This is a genomic window from Gilvimarinus algae, from assembly GCF_030518215.1.
GTDB lineage: Bacteria > Pseudomonadota > Gammaproteobacteria > Pseudomonadales > Cellvibrionaceae > Gilvimarinus > Gilvimarinus algae.
This window is the reverse complement of record NZ_JAULRT010000035.1, coordinates 427136-444734: the sequence shown is the minus strand read 5'-3', so window position 1 is coordinate 444734 and position 17599 is coordinate 427136. Positions and strand designations below refer to the sequence as shown.

General features: G+C 54.6%; 15 protein-coding genes. 13 read left to right on the top strand and 2 right to left on the bottom strand.

All coding sequences use genetic code 11. From position 1 onward, the window contains the following. Positions 1 to 27 precede the first annotated feature (27 nt). The 13 genes from QWI16_RS05685 to QWI16_RS05625 all read left to right on the top strand — a co-directional run bounded on the left by QWI16_RS05685 (position 28) and on the right by QWI16_RS05625 (position 13866). Complete coding sequence (locus tag QWI16_RS05685; protein WP_302711904.1) at positions 28 to 933, top strand: ParB/RepB/Spo0J family partition protein; 906 nt, start codon at positions 28 to 30, stop codon at positions 931 to 933. Between the two features lie 623 nt (positions 934 to 1556). Next, the gene (locus tag QWI16_RS05680; RefSeq protein WP_302711799.1) at positions 1557 to 1961 is read left to right on the top strand and encodes an ATP synthase subunit I; all 405 of its coding nucleotides are present in this window, start codon (positions 1557 to 1559) and stop codon (positions 1959 to 1961) included. Between the two features lie 55 nt (positions 1962 to 2016). Continuing rightward, complete coding sequence (gene atpB / locus QWI16_RS05675; protein WP_302711798.1) at positions 2017 to 2961, top strand: F0F1 ATP synthase subunit A; 945 nt, start codon at positions 2017 to 2019, stop codon at positions 2959 to 2961. A gap of 35 nt (positions 2962 to 2996) precedes the next feature. Then, on the top strand, positions 2997 to 3236 hold the full coding sequence (atpE, locus tag QWI16_RS05670; protein ID WP_302711796.1) for a F0F1 ATP synthase subunit C: 240 nt from the start codon (positions 2997 to 2999) through the stop codon (positions 3234 to 3236). 49 nt (positions 3237 to 3285) lie between these two features. Next, positions 3286 to 3756, top strand: a complete 471-nt coding sequence (locus QWI16_RS05665) for a F0F1 ATP synthase subunit B (protein WP_302711795.1) — start codon at positions 3286 to 3288, stop codon at positions 3754 to 3756. Positions 3757 to 3768: 12 nt separating this feature from the next. After that, positions 3769 to 4305, top strand: coding sequence for a F0F1 ATP synthase subunit delta (locus QWI16_RS05660; RefSeq protein WP_302711794.1), 537 nt, complete (start codon positions 3769 to 3771; stop codon positions 4303 to 4305). 16 nt (positions 4306 to 4321) lie between these two features. Continuing rightward, positions 4322 to 5866 carry a F0F1 ATP synthase subunit alpha gene (gene atpA / locus QWI16_RS05655; protein WP_302711793.1) on the top strand — a complete coding sequence of 515 codons (1545 nt, stop codon included), beginning with the start codon at positions 4322 to 4324 and terminating at the stop codon, positions 5864 to 5866. 51 nt (positions 5867 to 5917) lie between these two features. Beyond that, positions 5918 to 6781: a F0F1 ATP synthase subunit gamma gene (gene atpG / locus QWI16_RS05650; RefSeq protein WP_302711792.1), complete on the top strand. Its 864-nt coding sequence runs from the start codon at positions 5918 to 5920 to the stop codon at positions 6779 to 6781. Between the two features lie 70 nt (positions 6782 to 6851). After that, the gene (atpD, locus tag QWI16_RS05645; protein ID WP_302711791.1) at positions 6852 to 8231 is read left to right on the top strand and encodes a F0F1 ATP synthase subunit beta; all 1380 of its coding nucleotides are present in this window, start codon (positions 6852 to 6854) and stop codon (positions 8229 to 8231) included. A 43-nt stretch (positions 8232 to 8274) separates the two neighbouring features. Beyond that, positions 8275 to 8700: a F0F1 ATP synthase subunit epsilon gene (locus tag QWI16_RS05640; RefSeq protein ID WP_302711790.1), complete on the top strand. Its 426-nt coding sequence runs from the start codon at positions 8275 to 8277 to the stop codon at positions 8698 to 8700. Between the two features lie 112 nt (positions 8701 to 8812). Next, positions 8813 to 10195, top strand: a complete 1383-nt coding sequence (glmU, locus tag QWI16_RS05635) for a bifunctional UDP-N-acetylglucosamine diphosphorylase/glucosamine-1-phosphate N-acetyltransferase GlmU (protein ID WP_302711788.1) — start codon at positions 8813 to 8815, stop codon at positions 10193 to 10195. A 14-nt stretch (positions 10196 to 10209) separates the two neighbouring features. After that, complete coding sequence (locus QWI16_RS05630) at positions 10210 to 11043, top strand: undecaprenyl-diphosphate phosphatase (RefSeq protein WP_302711787.1); 834 nt, start codon at positions 10210 to 10212, stop codon at positions 11041 to 11043. Positions 11044 to 11061: 18 nt separating this feature from the next. Next, positions 11062 to 13866 carry an insulinase family protein gene (locus tag QWI16_RS05625; RefSeq protein WP_302711786.1) on the top strand — a complete coding sequence of 935 codons (2805 nt, stop codon included), beginning with the start codon at positions 11062 to 11064 and terminating at the stop codon, positions 13864 to 13866. Positions 13867 to 13927: 61 nt separating this feature from the next. On the opposite strand, the gene QWI16_RS05620 is transcribed toward QWI16_RS05625, so the two are convergent. Further along, entirely contained in the window at positions 13928 to 15373 is a 1446-nt protein-coding gene (locus QWI16_RS05620) for a hypothetical protein (RefSeq protein WP_302711785.1), read from the bottom strand. A gap of 95 nt (positions 15374 to 15468) precedes the next feature. Next, positions 15469 to 17595: a sensor histidine kinase gene (locus QWI16_RS05615; protein ID WP_302711784.1), complete on the bottom strand. Its 2127-nt coding sequence runs from the start codon at positions 17593 to 17595 to the stop codon at positions 15469 to 15471. Between the last annotated feature and the right edge of the window lie 4 nt (positions 17596 to 17599).

Here is a 17599-nt window from a genome sequence, read left to right as displayed (position 1 = left end):
CGGATGCATCGAGAAACAGGTAAACCCATGGCAGGAAAACGCAAAGGTTTGGGGAAAGGTTTGGACGCACTGCTGGGTGCCGGGCTCAGCATTCCCCCGGCGGATGACACGCCAGGCGAGGCCGCCGTGGCGACCGAGCCCTCTGGCGCGCCCGATGGAAAATTAATGCAGCTGCCTGTAGAGCTCATTCAGCGAGGCAAGTACCAACCTCGCCGCGATATGCACCAAGAGGCTCTCGAAGAGTTGGCCGACTCCATTCGCGCCCAGGGTGTGATGCAGCCCATCGTCGTGCGCCTGATTTCCGAGAATAAGTACGAGATTATCGCCGGCGAGCGTCGTTGGCGCGCCACCCAGCTTGCCGGTCTGGACAAAATACCCGCCGTGGTGCGCGTGGTCACGGATGAAGCCGCCATCGCCATGGCGCTGATTGAAAACATACAGCGCGAAGACCTCAACCCCATCGAAGAGGCCGTTGCCCTCAAACGCCTGCAGGACGAGTTTGAACTCACGCACCAGGAAGTCGCCCAGGCGGTGGGGAAATCCCGTACCACGGTGACCAACCTGCTGCGTCTGATTGCGCTCGATGACGAGGTCAAAAAGCTGCTTGAGCACGGCGACCTGGAAATGGGCCACGCCCGCGCCCTGCTCTCGCTAAACCCTGAACAGCAAAGAGACACTGCCCGCCAAATTGCGGCCCGCGGTCTCACCGTTCGCCAAGCCGAGGCCTTGGTGCGCAAAATTCAGGAAGAAAAAAACAAAGGCACTATCGGTGTGCCGCCGGTCTCTGCCGACATTAAGCGCCTGCAAACCGAGCTTTCTGAAACCTTGGGCGCCGGAGTCAGCATCCAGCACGGCGCCAAAGGCAAGGGAAAGCTGGTCATCAGCTACAACAACCTCGACGAGCTGGACGGCATACTCGCTCACATCAAATAGAGCCTTCACCCCACACCCACCACCACAAAATGGCGTGCATCAGCGTGCGTCATTTGTACGCCTAAGGAGCCTCTGGATAATTCTCAGCAGTCTCTGCGCGAGTTCAAAAGGTTCACTCCGCCCGGCGCTCTTCGCAGGCAATAGCTGTAGTCCTTGGCAAGAAGAGCAACACAACAGGTGGGCGTTTCGGCCGCGCCCTTTCTGAGCTTACAGAGCTTCCGATCTCTGTGTTGGCTCGTTTCGAAGGGCCGGCAGCCCGCCCTCGCGCCGCCTTGATATCAAAACGCTCTGTAGGCCAGAGGCCGCAGGGAATTATTCAGAGGCTCCTTAACTTTTCCGCCAACTACTGGTAGGCTTTGCGCTCGCTGGGTGGTTATCCACAGGTATTGGTCTGACCAGTTAAGATCTGTTAACGGTTAGTTTGCCGTCATTTGCCCAAATAAAGGGCGTATTTGTCTCCATTTGAACGAAAATGGAGCGAGTGCAGTTGAAAGGCCTGTGACAAACCCCCTATAATGCGGCGGCTTTGCAGCTGGTCTGTAAGCTGTCGTTAAGCTACGGCGGAAATCGACACTTTGCCCTTAAGCCGGTTGTATAACCCGGCGGCAATACAGAGAAAATCGATGCCTGAGGTGCGCCGTAACAAATCGGCTGTAATTGCCAGAATGCCAGTATTCAGGCGCTTGGTGATCTTGTGGTTGGTATTGATCGTCACAAGCTGCCCACTGTTATTCTGGTATCCGCGTTGGGGGATTTCGCTGCTTTGGGGGTTTTCCGTGTGCCTGGTGCCGGCAATGGTGTTTGCCAAAATAGCCGGTCAGGTTCGTGGTGCTCATGATGTGAAAACCAGCGTCAACCGATTCTACAGTGCCGAAGCTGCGAAATTTATGCTTACGGTAGCCCTGTTTGCATTGGTATTCACCCGGGACGCCAATTACAGCGTACCGGTATTTTTATGCGCTTTCATTTTTGCTCAGATAGCGCAGCTGGCCCTCACCGCCGCGACTTTTGCTCGGCGCAGTGGATGAGATAAGGGCTTGGGAAAACACAAACGCTTTACTTACACAAGTTGAGAGATAACAGATGGCAGCGGACGGTAACGCACCCACGACCACCGAATACATCCAGCACCACTTGACCAACTGGACCTATGGCAAACTGCCTGCCGGCACTTACTGTGACGGCAAAACTGTGCAGGAAACCACAGGCTGGACAGTGGCTCACTGCCCCGAAGAAATGGCCGCAATGGGTTTTAACGCCATTCATCTTGACTCTATGCTCTGGTCGATTGGCTTGGGTATTATTTTCCTGGCCCTGTTTCGCTGGGGTGCGAAAAAAGCACACGCCGGTGTTCCCAGCGGTATGCTCAATTTCATTGAAGCCATCATCGAGTTTATTGATAAAACCGTAAAAGATGGTTTTCAGTACAGAAGCCGCTTTGTTGCGCCGCTGGCCCTTACAATTTTTGTCTGGGTATTTTTGATGAACCTGATGGACTTGGTTCCGGTGGATTGGATACCGCAATTGGCGGCCTGGATTGCTGGCGACCCCCATTTCTACTTCAAGATAGTGCCGACCACCGACCCCAATATCACTCTGGGTATGGGCTTTACGGTAATCGCACTGGTTATTCTCTTTAGTATTCGTCAGAAAGGCTTGATTGGGTTTATCAAGGAACTCACCTTCCACCCCTTCCACCCAAGCTTTAAAGGTGTAGGCCTGCTGTTTGCGCCGCTGATCATTGTGTTCAACCTGATCCTGGAAACGATCGCCCTGGTAGCAAAACCCATTTCTTTGGGCTTGCGACTGTTCGGTAACCTCTATGCCGGCGAAATGATCTTTATCCTGATTGCCGCCATGTTTAGCGCAGGCCTGCTCTTTGGGGTGTTTGCCGGGGCATTGCAACTGGGTTGGGCGTTGTTCCACATTATCGTTATTACCCTGCAAGCGTTTGTCTTTATGGTGCTGACCATTGTCTATATGTCGATGGCTTTCCACGAAGACGACGAAGATCAATTTAATCATTAACCATTAGTTTATTTTCTAGAACGAGGAGTAATACCATGGGTTTAGCACTGATTGCTGTTGCGCTGTTGATTGGTTTGGGTGCACTGGGCACTGCTATTGGTTTCGCCATTTTGGGTGGCAAGCTGCTGGAAGGTTCTGCCCGTCAGCCGGAGCTGGCTCCGATGCTGCAAGGCAAAATGTTCCTGATCGCTGGTCTGCTTGATGCGGTTCCAATGATCGGCGTAGGTATTGCCATGGTTATCCTGTTTGTGACCATCCCTGGTATGGCGGCGTAAGTCGAGGCCTTAGCAACGCACACAAACTTCCCATAACAGAGGTGTCGGCGTGAACCTTAATTTAACCATCATTGGACAGTCCATTACGTTCATTGTCTTTGTGCTGATTTGCATGAAGTACATTTGGCCTTTGATTACCGCGGCCATGACTGAGCGTCAAAAGAAAATCGCAGATGGTCTGGCTGCCGCTGATCGTGCAAGTAAAGATCTTGAACTTGCTCAGGAAAAGGCCACACACACACTGCGTGATGCCAAAGCCGAAGCTGCCAGTATTCTGGAGTCGGCCAACAAGCGCGCCGCGCAGATTGTGGAAGAAGCAAAAGAGCAGGCCCGTGAAGAAGGCGAGCGTATTAAAGCCGCTGCACAAGCAGATGTGGAGCAGGAAGTGAATCGCGCAAAAGAAAAACTGCGTTCACAGGTGGCAACACTGGCTTTCGCCGGCGCCGAGAAAGTGCTCGAGTCTTCGGTTGATCAGTCGACGCACAAAGACATGATCGACAAACTGGCTGCCAGTTTATAAGCGAGGTGAATTGTGGCTGAACTGATTACCCTCGCAAGACCCTATGCCAAAGCCGCGTTTGCTTACGCTCGCGACATTGGCGATCTTGCGGGCTGGGCAACACAACTGGAAACTCTGGCGGCCGTTAGCGGCTATGGCAAAGCGAAAGATGTGGTTACTTCGCCTTCCATGACGCCCGAGCAGCAAGCAAACGCGTTGATCGGTGTTTGCGGTGAGCAGCTGGATGAGAAAGTGAAAAACTTTGTCCAGTTGTTGGCCGAAAGCAAACGACTGGCGCTGTTGCCCGAGGTGTTCACCCTTTTTGATGCGCTGAAAACCGCCCAAGAGCAAGCTGTCGATGTAAGTCTGACGACGGCCTTTGAATTGGATGATGCCAGCCAGCAAAAACTGGCGGATGCACTCAGTGCCAAACTGGCGCGCAAGGTCAAAGTCAACACAGCAGTTGATGAACAACTGCTCGCTGGCGTGATTATCAAGGCTGGTGATTTAGTCATCGACGGCTCCATGCGCGGTCGGTTAGAGAAACTCGCCAAAGCAATCAATTCGTAGGATTGAGGAAAAAAGCATGCAGCAGCTGAATCCATCCGAGATTAGCGAAATTATCAAACAGCGCATCGATAACCTCGATGTGTCATCCGAAGCCCGCAACGAGGGCACGGTCGTATCGGTTTCTGACGGTATTGTTCGTATCCACGGCCTGATGGACGTGATGTACGGGGAAATGATCGAGTTTGAAGGCGGCCTTTACGGCATGGCCCTTAACCTTGAACAGGACTCTGTAGGTGCGGTTATTTTGGGCGATTACTTCGGTATCGCCGAAGGTCAGACCTGTAAATGCACAGGCCGCATCCTGGAAGTGCCGGTAGGCCCGGAACTGGAAGGCCGAGTGGTGGATGCCCTGGGTAACCCCATTGACGGCAAAGGTCCGGTCAACGCCAAGCAAACTGACGCCATTGAAAAAGTAGCACCTGGCGTTATTTGGCGTAAGTCGGTAGATCAGCCGGTACAAATCGGTTTGAAAGCGGTTGACTCCATGGTGCCGATCGGTCGCGGTCAGCGCGAGCTGATCATTGGTGACCGCCAGATCGGTAAGTCTGCGATCGCTGTGGATGCCATTATCAACCAGAAAGACTCTGGCATTAAATGTATCTACGTGGCTATCGGCCAGAAGGCGTCATCGGTTGCCAGCGTAGTTCGCAAACTGGAAGAGCACGGCGCAATGGACCACACCGTTGTGGTTGCGGCTACCGCCTCTGATCCGGCCTCCATGCAGTATCTTGCGGCCTTTGCCGGCTGTACCATCGGTGAGTACTACCGCGATCGCGGTCAAGACGCACTGATCATCTATGATGATTTGACCAAGCAGGCTTGGGCCTACCGTCAAATTTCTCTGTTGCTGCGCCGCCCGCCGGGTCGTGAAGCTTATCCGGGTGATGTGTTCTACCTGCACTCTCGCTTGCTGGAGCGCGCTGCTCGAGTGAACGCGGAGTACGTCGAAAAATTCACCAACGGTGAAGTGAAAGGCAAAACCGGCTCACTGACCGCACTGCCGATCATTGAGACGCAGGCTGGTGACGTATCGGCGTTCGTACCGACTAACGTGATCTCCATTACCGATGGCCAGATCTTCCTGGAAGCCAACATGTTCAACTCGGGTATTCGCCCGGCGATGAACGCGGGTATTTCGGTATCGCGTGTGGGTGGTTCTGCCCAGACCAAGATCATCAAAAAGCTTTCCGGTGGTATTCGTACCGCTCTGGCTCAGTACCGTGAGCTTGCGGCGTTTGCCCAGTTCGCATCCGATCTGGACGAGGCTACTAAAGCTCAGCTGCAGCACGGTGAGCGTGTCACTGAGCTGATGAAGCAGAAGCAGTACTCACCAATGAGCATTGCTCAGATGGGCCTGGTGCTGTTCTGCGCGAACGAAGGTTATCTGAAAGACATCGAGACCAACAAGATTCTGGCTTTTGAATCTGCGCTGCTCTCTTATGCGGCCTCCGAGCACGGCGAACTGATGAAAACCATCAACGAAACCGGTGACTGGAACAGCGATTACGAAGGTCAGTTCAAAGCCTTGGTTGAGAAGTTTAAGTCCAGCCAAACCTGGTAAGCGTGTGGTGCGCTTTGCGCACCACCTAAAGAAATCTCGAGGGCCGGAGTAATGGCAGGCGCAAAAGAAATACGCACACAGATTTCGAGCATTAAGAGCACGCAGAAAATTACCAGCGCGATGGAAATGGTCGCCGCCAGTAAAATGCGTAAAGCTCAAGAACGTATGCAGCTGGGGAAACCCTACGCGACTCGCATGCGGGCTGTGATCGGACATCTGGCTAACGCCAACCCTGAATACAAGCACCGCTTTATGCAGCAGCGTGAAGTGAAGCGAGTGGGCTTTATTATTGTATCCACTGATCGCGGCTTGTGTGGTGGCTTGAACGTTAACCTGTTTAAGGCAGCAGTGAAAAAAATGCAGAGCTACGCCGATCAAAACATCGGTGTGGACCTGTGCTTGATCGGTGCCAAGGCGCAGGCGTTTTTTGGCAAGTTTGGCGGTAAGGTGCTGGCCAGCACCCGCGATATCGGTGAATCGCCGACAGTTGCGGATTTAATTGGCTCGGTCAAAGTTATGCTGGATGCCTATTCAGACAACACCATTGATAAGTTGTATCTGGTGGGGAATGAATTTGTTAACACCATGACCCAAAACCCAGAAGTGACTCAGTTGTTACCTCTGGAGCCTGAGCAAGACGAAAACCTGCAGCACCACTGGGATTACCTGTATGAGCCGGATGCCGAGCAACTGCTCGAGGGCCTGCTGACCCGTTATATAGAGTCTCAGGTGTATCAGGCTGTGGTAGAAAATGGCGCCTGTGAACAGGCGGCCCGTATGATCGCTATGAAAAGCGCCACCGATAACGCCGGCGAGCTTATCGATGGTTTGCAGCTGGTGTACAACAAGGCGCGCCAGGCAGCGATTACCCAGGAACTGTCAGAAATTGTCGGCGGTGCTGCGGCAATTTCCTAATTGCCAGGTACCAGTAAAAGAATCTAGCTTAAACCTTCAGGCAGGTGCCTGAAATAAAGAGGAACCGGAAATGAGTAGCGGACGTATCGTACAGATTATCGGCGCCGTGATCGACGTGGAATTCCCGCGCGATGCTGTGCCTCAGGTGTATGACGCACTGACCATCCCCGAGAACAACCTGACCTTGGAAGTGCAGCAGCAATTGGGCGACGGTGTGGTACGCACCATTGCATTGGGCTCCTCTGAAGGTCTGCGTCGCGGCCTTTCTGTAGAAAACACCAAAGACGCCATTAAAGTGCCGGTGGGTAAAGAGACCCTGGGCCGTATTATGGATGTTCTGGGTAACCCGATTGACGAAGCCGGCCCCATCGGTGAGCAGGAGCGCATGAAGATTCACCGCGATGCGCCTGCTTACGCTGACTTGGCCGCATCTAATGAGCTGCTGGAAACCGGCATTAAGGTTATCGACCTGGTTTGCCCTTTCGCCAAGGGTGGTAAAGTGGGTCTGTTCGGTGGTGCCGGTGTCGGTAAAACCGTGAACATGATGGAGCTGATCAACAACATCGCCAAAGAACACAGCGGTCTGTCTGTATTTGCCGGTGTGGGTGAGCGTACTCGTGAAGGTAACGACTTCTACTACGAGATGAAAGAGTCCAACGTACTGGACAAAGTGGCCATGGTGTACGGTCAGATGAACGAGCCGCCGGGTAACCGTCTGCGTGTAGCACTGACCGGTCTGACCATGGCCGAGAAGTTCCGTGACGAAGGTAAAGACGTACTCTTGTTCGTCGACAACATTTACCGCTACACACTGGCCGGTACCGAAGTATCGGCACTGCTGGGTCGTATGCCTTCAGCGGTGGGTTACCAGCCGACACTGGCTGAAGAAATGGGTGTACTGCAAGAGCGTATTACCTCAACCAAGACCGGTTCGATTACGTCGATCCAGGCGGTATACGTGCCTGCGGATGACTTGACTGACCCCTCGCCGGCAACCACCTTTGCTCACTTGGATTCAACGGTAACCCTGAGCCGTGATATCGCCTCTAAAGGTATTTATCCGGCGGTAGATCCACTGGATTCTACCTCTCGTCAGCTGGATCCGCTGATTATCGGCCAGGAGCATTACGAAGTCGCCCGCGGTGTACAGATGGTGTTGCAGCGCTATAAAGAGCTGAAAGATATCATTGCGATTTTGGGTATGGACGAGCTGTCAGAAGAAGACAAGCAAATCGTAGCCCGCGCCCGTAAAATTGAGCGCTTCTTGTCACAGCCTTTCCATGTGGCAGAAGTCTTTACCGGTTCACCCGGTAAATATGTCTCTTTGAAAGAAACCATCCGTGGTTTCCAGGGCATCTTGGCCGGTGACTACGATCACCTGCCCGAGCAGGCCTTCTACATGGTCGGCACCATCGACGAAGCGGTCGAAAAAGCCGAAAAAATGAAGTAATCGGGCGCGGCTCAGCCGCACCCAAGACGCTTGAGAGGCAATTATGGCAATGACTGTCCATTGCGATATCGTCAGTGCAGAGAGTGAGATTTTTTCCGGTCTGGTAGAGATGGTTGTCGCTACTGGTTCGCTGGGGGATCTCGGTGTCACCTATGGCCACGCGCCTTTGCTTACCGGCCTGGAGCCGGGTCCGGTCCGGATTAAAAAGCAAGGTGGTGATGAGGAGGTGTTCTACGTTTCCGGTGGTTATCTGGAAGTGCAGCCCAACCATGTGACCATTCTGGCAGACACCGCTTTGCGCGCTGGCGATATGGATGAAGCCGCCGCCGAAGAAGCCAAGCAGGAAGCGGCCGCCAAACTGTTGAACAACTCTGGGGATATGGATTACTCCCGCGCTGCGATACAGTTGGCTGAAGCCTCGGCGCAGCTTCGCGCTCTGCAGGCCATTCGGCAAAAGACCCGCAAGTAGGCGTTGCGGTATTGGTAAAAAAAGGCAGCTTCGGCTGCCTTTTTTGTTTTGCCCCGCGAGACTCTCCCGCAGCCGCCAGTACTTCTTGGTATCATGCAGCCAGAATGAGCCAGTGATAATAGAGGTACTTGCCTTGGATATTGTGATTTTAGCCGCCGGCAAAGGCACCCGTATGCGCTCCACCAAGCCCAAGGTGTTGCAGCAAATTGCGGGTAAGAGCATGCTCTGCCACCTACTGGATACGTGCAGTACATTGCCTGGCACTGCCCAACACCCCATCCTTGTCCTTGGTTATGGTCGCGATCAGGTGGCCAGCGAAGTGGCGGGCCGAGAATTGATTTTGGTGGATCAACCGGAGCAACTGGGCACCGGCCATGCGGTGCAACAAGCCCTGCCCCACTTATCGGATAGCGGTGTTACCCTGATTCTCTACGGCGATGTGCCGTTAATCAGCGCCGATACCTTAAGTGCCTTACTGTTAAGTGCCGGCGACGAGGCTCTTGGGTTACTCACAGTGGTGCTGGGCAATCCCACCGGCTACGGCCGTATTCTTCGCGACAGTGACGGCCGCATTACCCAGATTGTTGAAGAAAAGGACGCCAGCGCCGAGCAAAAGGCGATCACCGAGATCAACACCGGTATTATGGCGGTCCCTAATTCCGCTTTGAAGCGCTGGCTGGGTCAGCTGAATAACGACAATGCCCAAGGCGAATACTACCTGACCGACATTATCGCTATGGCCTCTGCCGAAGGTATCGCCATAAACGCCTGCCAGCCTTCGCTCGGCTGGGAAGTCGAGGGCGTGAACAACCGAATTCAGCAAGCCAAACTTGAGCGGCTCTACCAGCGTCATCTGGCAGATACTTTTATGTCCCAAGGTCTCGCTTTGGCCGACCCTGGGCGTTTTGACTGCCGCGGTCAGCTGCACTTTGGTGAGGATGTGTTTATTGATATCAACGTCATTATCGAAGGCGAGGTCAGCCTGGGTGACGGCGTAACCATAGGCCCTAACTGCGTGATAAAAAATTCGCACATTGGCGCCGGCTCGCGCATCGAAGCCAACAGTGTGTTGGAGGCGGCCCACGTCGAGGAGCGGTGTTCGGTGGGCCCCTACGCGCGGCTACGCCCGGGAACGCACCTACAAAAAACGGCCCGCGTGGGAAACTTCGTCGAAGTGAAAAAGTCTGTGATCGGTGTGGGCAGCAAGGTAAATCATCTGAGCTACATCGGCGACTGCGATATGGGCAAGGGAGTTAACATCGGCGCTGGCACCATTACCTGTAACTACGACGGTGTGAATAAATTTCGTACCGAGATTGGCGATGATTGTTTCGTGGGCTCCAACACCGCTCTGGTAGCCCCGGTAGCACTGGCCTCGGGTACCACCGTGGCGGCGGGTAGCACCATTACCCGCAGTACCGGTGAGCACGAGTTGGCAATCGCTCGCGGCAAGCAACGTAACATCGCCGGCTGGCAGCGGCCGGTTAAACAATAGTTGAGAAGGCGCCTGTGCAATGGCTTGAAGTAGTCGTCCTCGCTCTGATTCAGGGGCTCACCGAATTTTTGCCGGTGTCCAGCAGTGCCCATTTGTTGCTTGTGCCCCTGTTTACCGACTGGCCTGATCAGGGGTTGGCTTTTGACATAGCCGTTCACTTTGGCAGCCTTCTGGCGGTGCTCGCCTACTTCCGGCAAGACATTGCGCGGCTTGCGCGCGCCTGGATCTCAAGTCTGGTAAACGGTGACAAAAGCGCAGAGGCCCGTCTGGCTTGGGCTGTGCTCTTGGCAACCATCCCGGTCGGCCTGGTTGGTCTGCTAGTGAAAAGCTACATCGAAGATCACATGCGCTCGGGCGTCTACATGGGTTACAGCCTGATTGTTTTTGGCTTATTGCTTGGCTGGGCTGATTGGCGTTACTCGCGGCGTGTCAAAACCGGCGATCGTGATGACAGCTCCCTATGCAAGAGTGAATACCAACTCTCTGTACGCCAGATTACCGGTATTGCTCTGGCGCAAATTCTGGCGCTGATTCCTGGCACATCGCGCTCAGGCATTACCATGACCGCCGGGCTCTTATTGGGTTTAACGCGAGAAGCCAGCGCGCGATTTTCATTCTTGCTCAGCATTCCGGTTATTGCCTTGGCCGCGCTTTTGCAAAGCGTTGAGATCATTGGCGAGCCCCAGGCAGTGCGCTTTGATCACTTGCTGGTGGGCACAGCGATTTCGGCCATCAGCGCTTACGCCTGCATACACTGGTTTTTGATTCTCATTAAAAAACTCGGCATGCAGCCGTTTGTCATCTACCGACTGCTGCTCGGTGGCTACTTGATCTACCTGTTCAGTTAAGGATAAAAGGACGCTCGTATGACGGCACTAAAAAACTTTTTCATAGTCATGGTAGCGCTGGTTTCTGTTGCAGCCTGTGCACCGAGCGCCACTCAGCGAGGTCTGGGGGAAGAGCAAAGCAGCGCCCAAAACATTCGTAAAAGCCCCAACGATGAGCGCGAATACCGCTCTATCACTCTGCCCAATGAGCTGCAGGTGGTGCTTATATCCGATACCAGTATCGAGGTTTCGGGCGCGTCTCTCAGTGTTGGTGTCGGCAGCTATCAAAACCCGCCCGAAATTCCAGGGCTTGCTCACTATCTCGAGCACATGCTGTTTCTGGGTACCGAAAAATACCCCGAACCCAACAGTTTTCAGACGTTTGTCCAGCAAAACGCTGGCTTCAGCAATGCCTATACGGCCACCGATCATACCAACTACTTTTTCCAGATTGGCGAAGGCGCTTTCGCTGAAGCACTGGATCGCTACAGCGACTATTTTAAATCCCCGACATTTGACCGCGAGTACAGTGACAAAGAGCGTCACGCCGTGGACAGCGAGTGGTCTATGGGACGAAAACAAGATGGCCGGATCATTAATCGTCTCCGGGGCGTAACCGCAGACCCAGCTAACCCAGCCAGTCGCATGAGTGTCGGCAATCTGCAAACACTGGTGGATCAGCCGGGTATGCCACTCTACGAAACCATGCTCAGCTTCTATCAGGAGCACTATTCGGCCAACAACATGAAGCTGGCGTTGTTTGGCAAACAATCGCTGGATAGTCTGGAGGTGCTTGCGCGAGAGCACTTTTCTGAAATTCCCAACCGCCAGGTAGAGCGTGCTGAAATAGCAAAAAGAGGCCTGACGGAAAAGGTCACCGGGCAACACATCTACTATCGCCCGCAAAAACCAACCCGCCAGTTAGTGATTGAATTCGCTATTGAAGACAACACCGACCAATGGCCAGTAAAGCCCAACCGCTACCTCGCCAATTTGATCAGTTCCGAAGAGCCGGGAACAGCCGCTGAAGTCTTGCGCAAAAAGGGCTGGGTGGACGACTTCACCGCGAGCATCAGCCCGGATTATTATGGTCCTGACGGCATGTTTATGGTGAACATCGGTGTGACTGAGTCCGGTCTCGAGCATGAGGATGACATCATTGCTACGGTATTTGCGTACCTGGACAAAATCCGTAAAGACGGTGTGGACGAGACTTATTTTCGCGAATACAAAGCCATGGTGGAAAAGCAGTTTGCGGATTTGCAAATGCCCAACCCACTCAACCAGGCAATTGGATTTTCAAGCTCTCTGTTTGACGTACCCCTGGCACACCTGATTGACTTTCACTATGTCTACGAGCGCTTTGATCCCGAGGCTATTGATGATGTGTTGCAACAGCTCAAACTGAACAACGCGCGCATATGGCATATCAACCCTCAGGTCGACGTAGACACGGCTATTCCCTATTACGAAGGTCAATACCGGATTCAGTCCTTTACCGAACAGGAGTTACAACAGTGGCAAACCCTGGCAGAGAAAATGACTCTGGCCCTGCCCGAGGAGAACGATCTGTTCAGCTCTGCCAATGCCAAAGTGATCGAACCGAGTATCGACACGCCGGTACAAGTGGTGAGTGAAGAGGGCATTGAGGCCTGGCTTGCGCACAGCATGTACCACCCGTCAGAGCACGGCTACGTGCAGATCATGTTCAATACCGAGTTACCTCAGTTGAGCGCTGAAAACCGGGTAATGAGCGATCTGATCAACCGGATTTTTGCCCTGCAGACCACTGCCTTGCGGGACAAGGCCGGACGCGCCGGGATCGGCATTGGCATTGAACGGCCCCGCGATAACCACGCTCTGACCCTTTCAGGCTACAGTGAAAAGCACCCTCTGCTCTATTCTCGCCTGCTAAAACGCTGGGTGGAAATGGAAGTGGATGAACAGTCGTTTACCATTGCCATGGAGGGATTCAGAGACTGGCTAGACGGTCGTGCCAAAGCCGACCCCAACCGCCAGTTGTTTACCGAGCTCGATCGTTTAATGTCGACGCCCAGCTGGAGCGATGAACAACTGCGCGAGGCGAGTCAAGCCATCACGCTGGAGAAAATCAATCGCTATCAGCACGAGCTGGTCGTAAAAAATCGAATTCGAATTTTCGCTTTTGGCAATTACAATCGACAGATGGTCAAGCAACTGGTTGCTACTACTAAGAATCAGCTCCCGGGCGAATGGCAAAAGCGCGAGCGCTATCTGAGTCAGTACCGCACGCCTGAGGTGGGCCAAGCCCTGACGTATGCTGGGGAGACCCAGCACACGGATAACGCCCTCCTGCAGGCGTTCTATTCACCAGTGGCCGATCTGGGTATAGGTGCGCGCTTGCTGCTGCTCAACTCTGTGTTTCATCAGGCTTTTTACAATAAGCTGCGCACGGAAGATCAAGTAGGTTATGTGGTCGGCTCGAGCATTGATCGCATTGGCGACTACTGGGGCTTTATTCTCTATGCCCAAACCACCAACACCGAGCTCGACGATTTAAGCCAGAGATTTACCGATTTCGTCCAGTCCTATCCAGCCGAGCTCACCGCCATTGAGCCGGCGGTCTTTGAGACGCTGCGCGAGAGCGTAATCGCTCAGATCAATCAGCCCCCAGGCAACTTTTACGATGATTATCCGCGCTTTCTCAATGATTTTTACCGGGGAAACGATCAATTTAATACAAGGAACAAGTTGATCAGCGAAATTTCCGCCACAGGAAAAGCCGAGGTGGAGCAGCTCTATCAATCGTTGCTGATTGATGGAGAGGCTCAGCCCGTTGAAGTGTCGCTGCAGGGCAGCCGCTAAAACAGCACTGCCCCTAGCTATATTAGTAACAGGCAAGGGGCAGGTTTTTTATAGAGACGGGTTAGAAAGCCTGTCCATTGACAGAGCCAGACACATACACGGTCTCATCCCCATCGGAAATCACTTTCAACTCTATGCCTTTTTCCACCGCAAACCAGCGGGTGGTTTGCAAACCGCCCTCTTCAGAGTCAAAGCGACAGGCCGAGTAGGTCCCGGCCGGTACCGTCACCTCTTCAATACCTGTAAACGTGGTGGTAAAACTGATGTCGCTATCCACGTCAAAACCCATTACCTGAGTGGTTGCCGTGAAGGTTTGTGAGTAGCTTTCACCTGGGTTCAGATCGTAACGGGTGAGTCGTCCGGGGTTGTTTTGCGTAACGGTGGTTGTGCTGATAGGCGATTGGGTGACTACCTCAACGCCCAAAGCCTCCGAGCGCGCGGCTGCCGCATTGACGGTAAAATAACTCGTCGTGGTGCTTTGTGAGGGTGCAGCGCCTGTAGCGGTGGTATCGGATATTGCATAGCGAGCGCTCTGGCCATTGAAGGCTTTCGAGCCAAAAATGGTTTGGTCGTAGGTAAAGTCAATCACCGCCCCGCTGGCGCCGTCGGTGGTGCGATACTCGCCAATAATTTGCGTTCCCTCGCTGAACAGTTCGGCGTTAAAGCATTGTTCTGCCGAACCTCCGCCTGATACAGAGCTTGCGCTTGAAGAAGAGCTGCTACTGCTGGATGAGCTCTGAGACACCGAGCTACTGGAGCTTGAGGTCGACCCAGCGGGCAAGCTGGCCAGGCTGCCCTGACGCACCAACTCCAGCAGGGCGATGTAGCCGTCGATACTTGCCGATTGATCGATCGCCAGCTGCAGCTGGTCCAGCACCTGATCCCACTCGTCGCCTATGGCGAAACTTTGAGTAAAAGGCGCAAAATCGCCGGCGGGTAAATCGTAGCCGGCCTCTTCCAAAGCCGTTTCCAGCTCTGCGGTGGCCGTGGCGATATTATTGGTGATCAGCGACCAATCCGGGTCAGTAAACCACTCTTCCGGCGAGAGGTTGGTGGCATTGGCCAGTGCCAGATCGGTAAAGGGGGTGATATTGACGTGCCCGCCCGTGTCGGTATAACTGTGAAGCTTTACTGGCGGATTGCCGCCCTGCACTTGCAGGGCGCAGGGCAGAGCGCCGGTGGTGACTGAGCCGCTAAAGGCGCCCTGGCTGTTTGTCACCACCGCTGTGGTAAAGCTGCTGCCGTCGGCGCAATGGGCCGTTACTGTCGCATTGCTTAAAGCAGCGCCGACGGCGGCCAACCCACTGACCTGAGTGAGCGACACGCTGCTTGAGGAGCTGACTGAACTGCTGGACTCTACCGAGCTGCTGGCCGAGCTAACCGACGAACTGCTGCTAGAGGATGCGACACTCGAAGCGCTCTGGTCGTTGTCGTTATCATCACTGCCGCAAGCTGACAGCACCAGAACACTGCATACGCCCAGACTGATTAAAGAGGTGCGAAACATAGGGCCTTCCCTTGAATGAACCAAATCAACAAGGCTAAGCTGCGCACCCTCACTGCGGTAGCCCCGTTTAGGGGGGGCGATGACAACCGTGCTCGTTAGCGAGCGATTTGTTCGCGGCCGTTCAGTGGCAGTTTGAGCGTGAGTCGATGCGTTTGCCCTTCGCACAGGATTTGCAGCTCGGCTCCGATTTCGCTGGCCCGCTCGGTCATAATACCCCGCCCACTGCCCACGCCCGCCGCGCTTTGGGTATCTATGGCGTTTTCGATAGCAATCTGCGCGCCCTGCGCGTCCACGCAACAAGACACGCTGATACCCTGCTCGCGGTCGCCGTAACGCAAAGCATTACTCACTGCCTCGCGGAAAATTCTGGTCAGGTTGGTATAGGTTCGCGCGTCCATGGCTCCGGTCGTGTTCGATTGTCCGTGCCAGTGCAGAGTCTGGCCCGCCGCCTCGACCCGCGCGGTGGTTTCATCTTGCCATTGGCCGAGCGCTTCGGCCCAGGGCGTGAGCTGCTGATTCAGGGTGGTTACCAGAGCCCGGGTTGCAGCGAGCGTTTCTCTGATCAGAGGTTGTTGGGTCTTATCGACACTGTGCAGCAACGTCAGCAGGCGGGCGCCAATATCGTCGTGAATATCACGCCTGATGCGCTGGCGCTCAAGCTCGGCGCCCTTTTTCTCGGCCTGGTGGACCTCGCTGGCCAGGTGGGTAATGGCCATCAGGTTGCGCCAGCAGGCAATGTCCGCCTTAACGAACAGCCGGCTACCGCCGTCGGCGCCCGAGAGGGTAATCCGTTTGTCGCTGTTTGGGGTAAAGTCCGGCAGCACCAGGCTCATGCCATCGTCGGTAATTTGGGCTTGGTCCTGCGAGCCCTCGCTTATCTCGGCGCTGGCACTGTGAAAGAGCGTTTGCGTAATCTTTTTCCAGCGTTGAGTGTCAATGCTCGTATCTCGCAGCAGCAGGGGCAAAACGTCCGGAAGCCAGGAGTCCGTGTGCTGGGCTTTGTGTTTGCCCCAGCGGTTCCAGATAAGCTGGCGCACGGGAAAGTACAGCCAGCCGCTGATGGCCAGTGACAGCGACAGCGCCAAGTCTGCGGGCATCGCCAGCGACAGAATCAGCACGGCATCCAGCACCAGGACGCAAACGCCACCGAGAAACCAGGTCATAATGGCGTGCCACCACTGGTGCAGATCAAACAGCCGATAGCGCACAATACCCAGCGCCAGGCCCCAGTACATCAACAAAAAGGCGCCAAACATCAGGCCTTGGGAGGCGGGCTGCGGTAACTGTAGGGCAGCGGGCAAAATAATAAAGCAGGCAAACAAACCCGTGGCCAGGTAAATGGACAGCAAAAACCACCGCAGCGCGGCCCGCCCGACAGGATCAGCTTTTGTGGCCCGCCACTGCCAGAGTGCAAAGACAAAACTCGCCGCAAAAACACCCAGCACGCCGAAGTGGAACACCATGGGGCTGTGCCACTGCCGGTAGTCTGATAACCAGACCAAACCGGCCAGGGCAAAGATCAGGCCGGTGAACTTGAACGGTACGAGCGCGCGCGGATACTGACTGAGCAGGGCCGTCAGCGATGCGGTAAACAAGAGAGCGCCAAAGTGGTTAATAGCTGACAGCAAGCGAAACAAATCGCCATCGATAATCAGCTCGCGTGTGCTGTAAATAGCCGCCGCCGGTGCGAAAATTAAATAGCCGATACCGGTCAGCGCATAGAGACCCGCGGCATGATTGTGGCGCCGGCTGGACCAGACCAGAATACCGGTCATCGCCCCGCCAATGCCAAACAGCAATTGCAGCCAGAACAGCGCCGGCAGCTGATGCCAGTGACGCTCGCCAGTGCGAATGGTGTGACGGCTGTCGTCGGCCATCACTAGCTCGAGCCTGTCTGCCGAGGCGAGCAGGCGTTGGTGCTCGTAGAGCTGGTTCAGGCGCGGAAAATCCGGCAGCACATCCGGCTCTTCAATGATCCAGTCAGTGGTTGCCTGCACGAATTGATCTGCGACAACCATGCCCCTGACTTCACCCGGCGGCACATGGGTGTTAAGCCCGCCGGGGGTGGTGTGCAGGAGCAGCTTTTGCGCGTCGGATGAGGCACGAAAGTGGATATCCGTCATCGGCAGGCTGAGCGCCAAATGAATAACGGCCGTGGCGACCAGCAAACACAATAGAGCGCCGATGCTGATCAGCGTGCGCGGCGAAAATTGGAATGTCATGAAG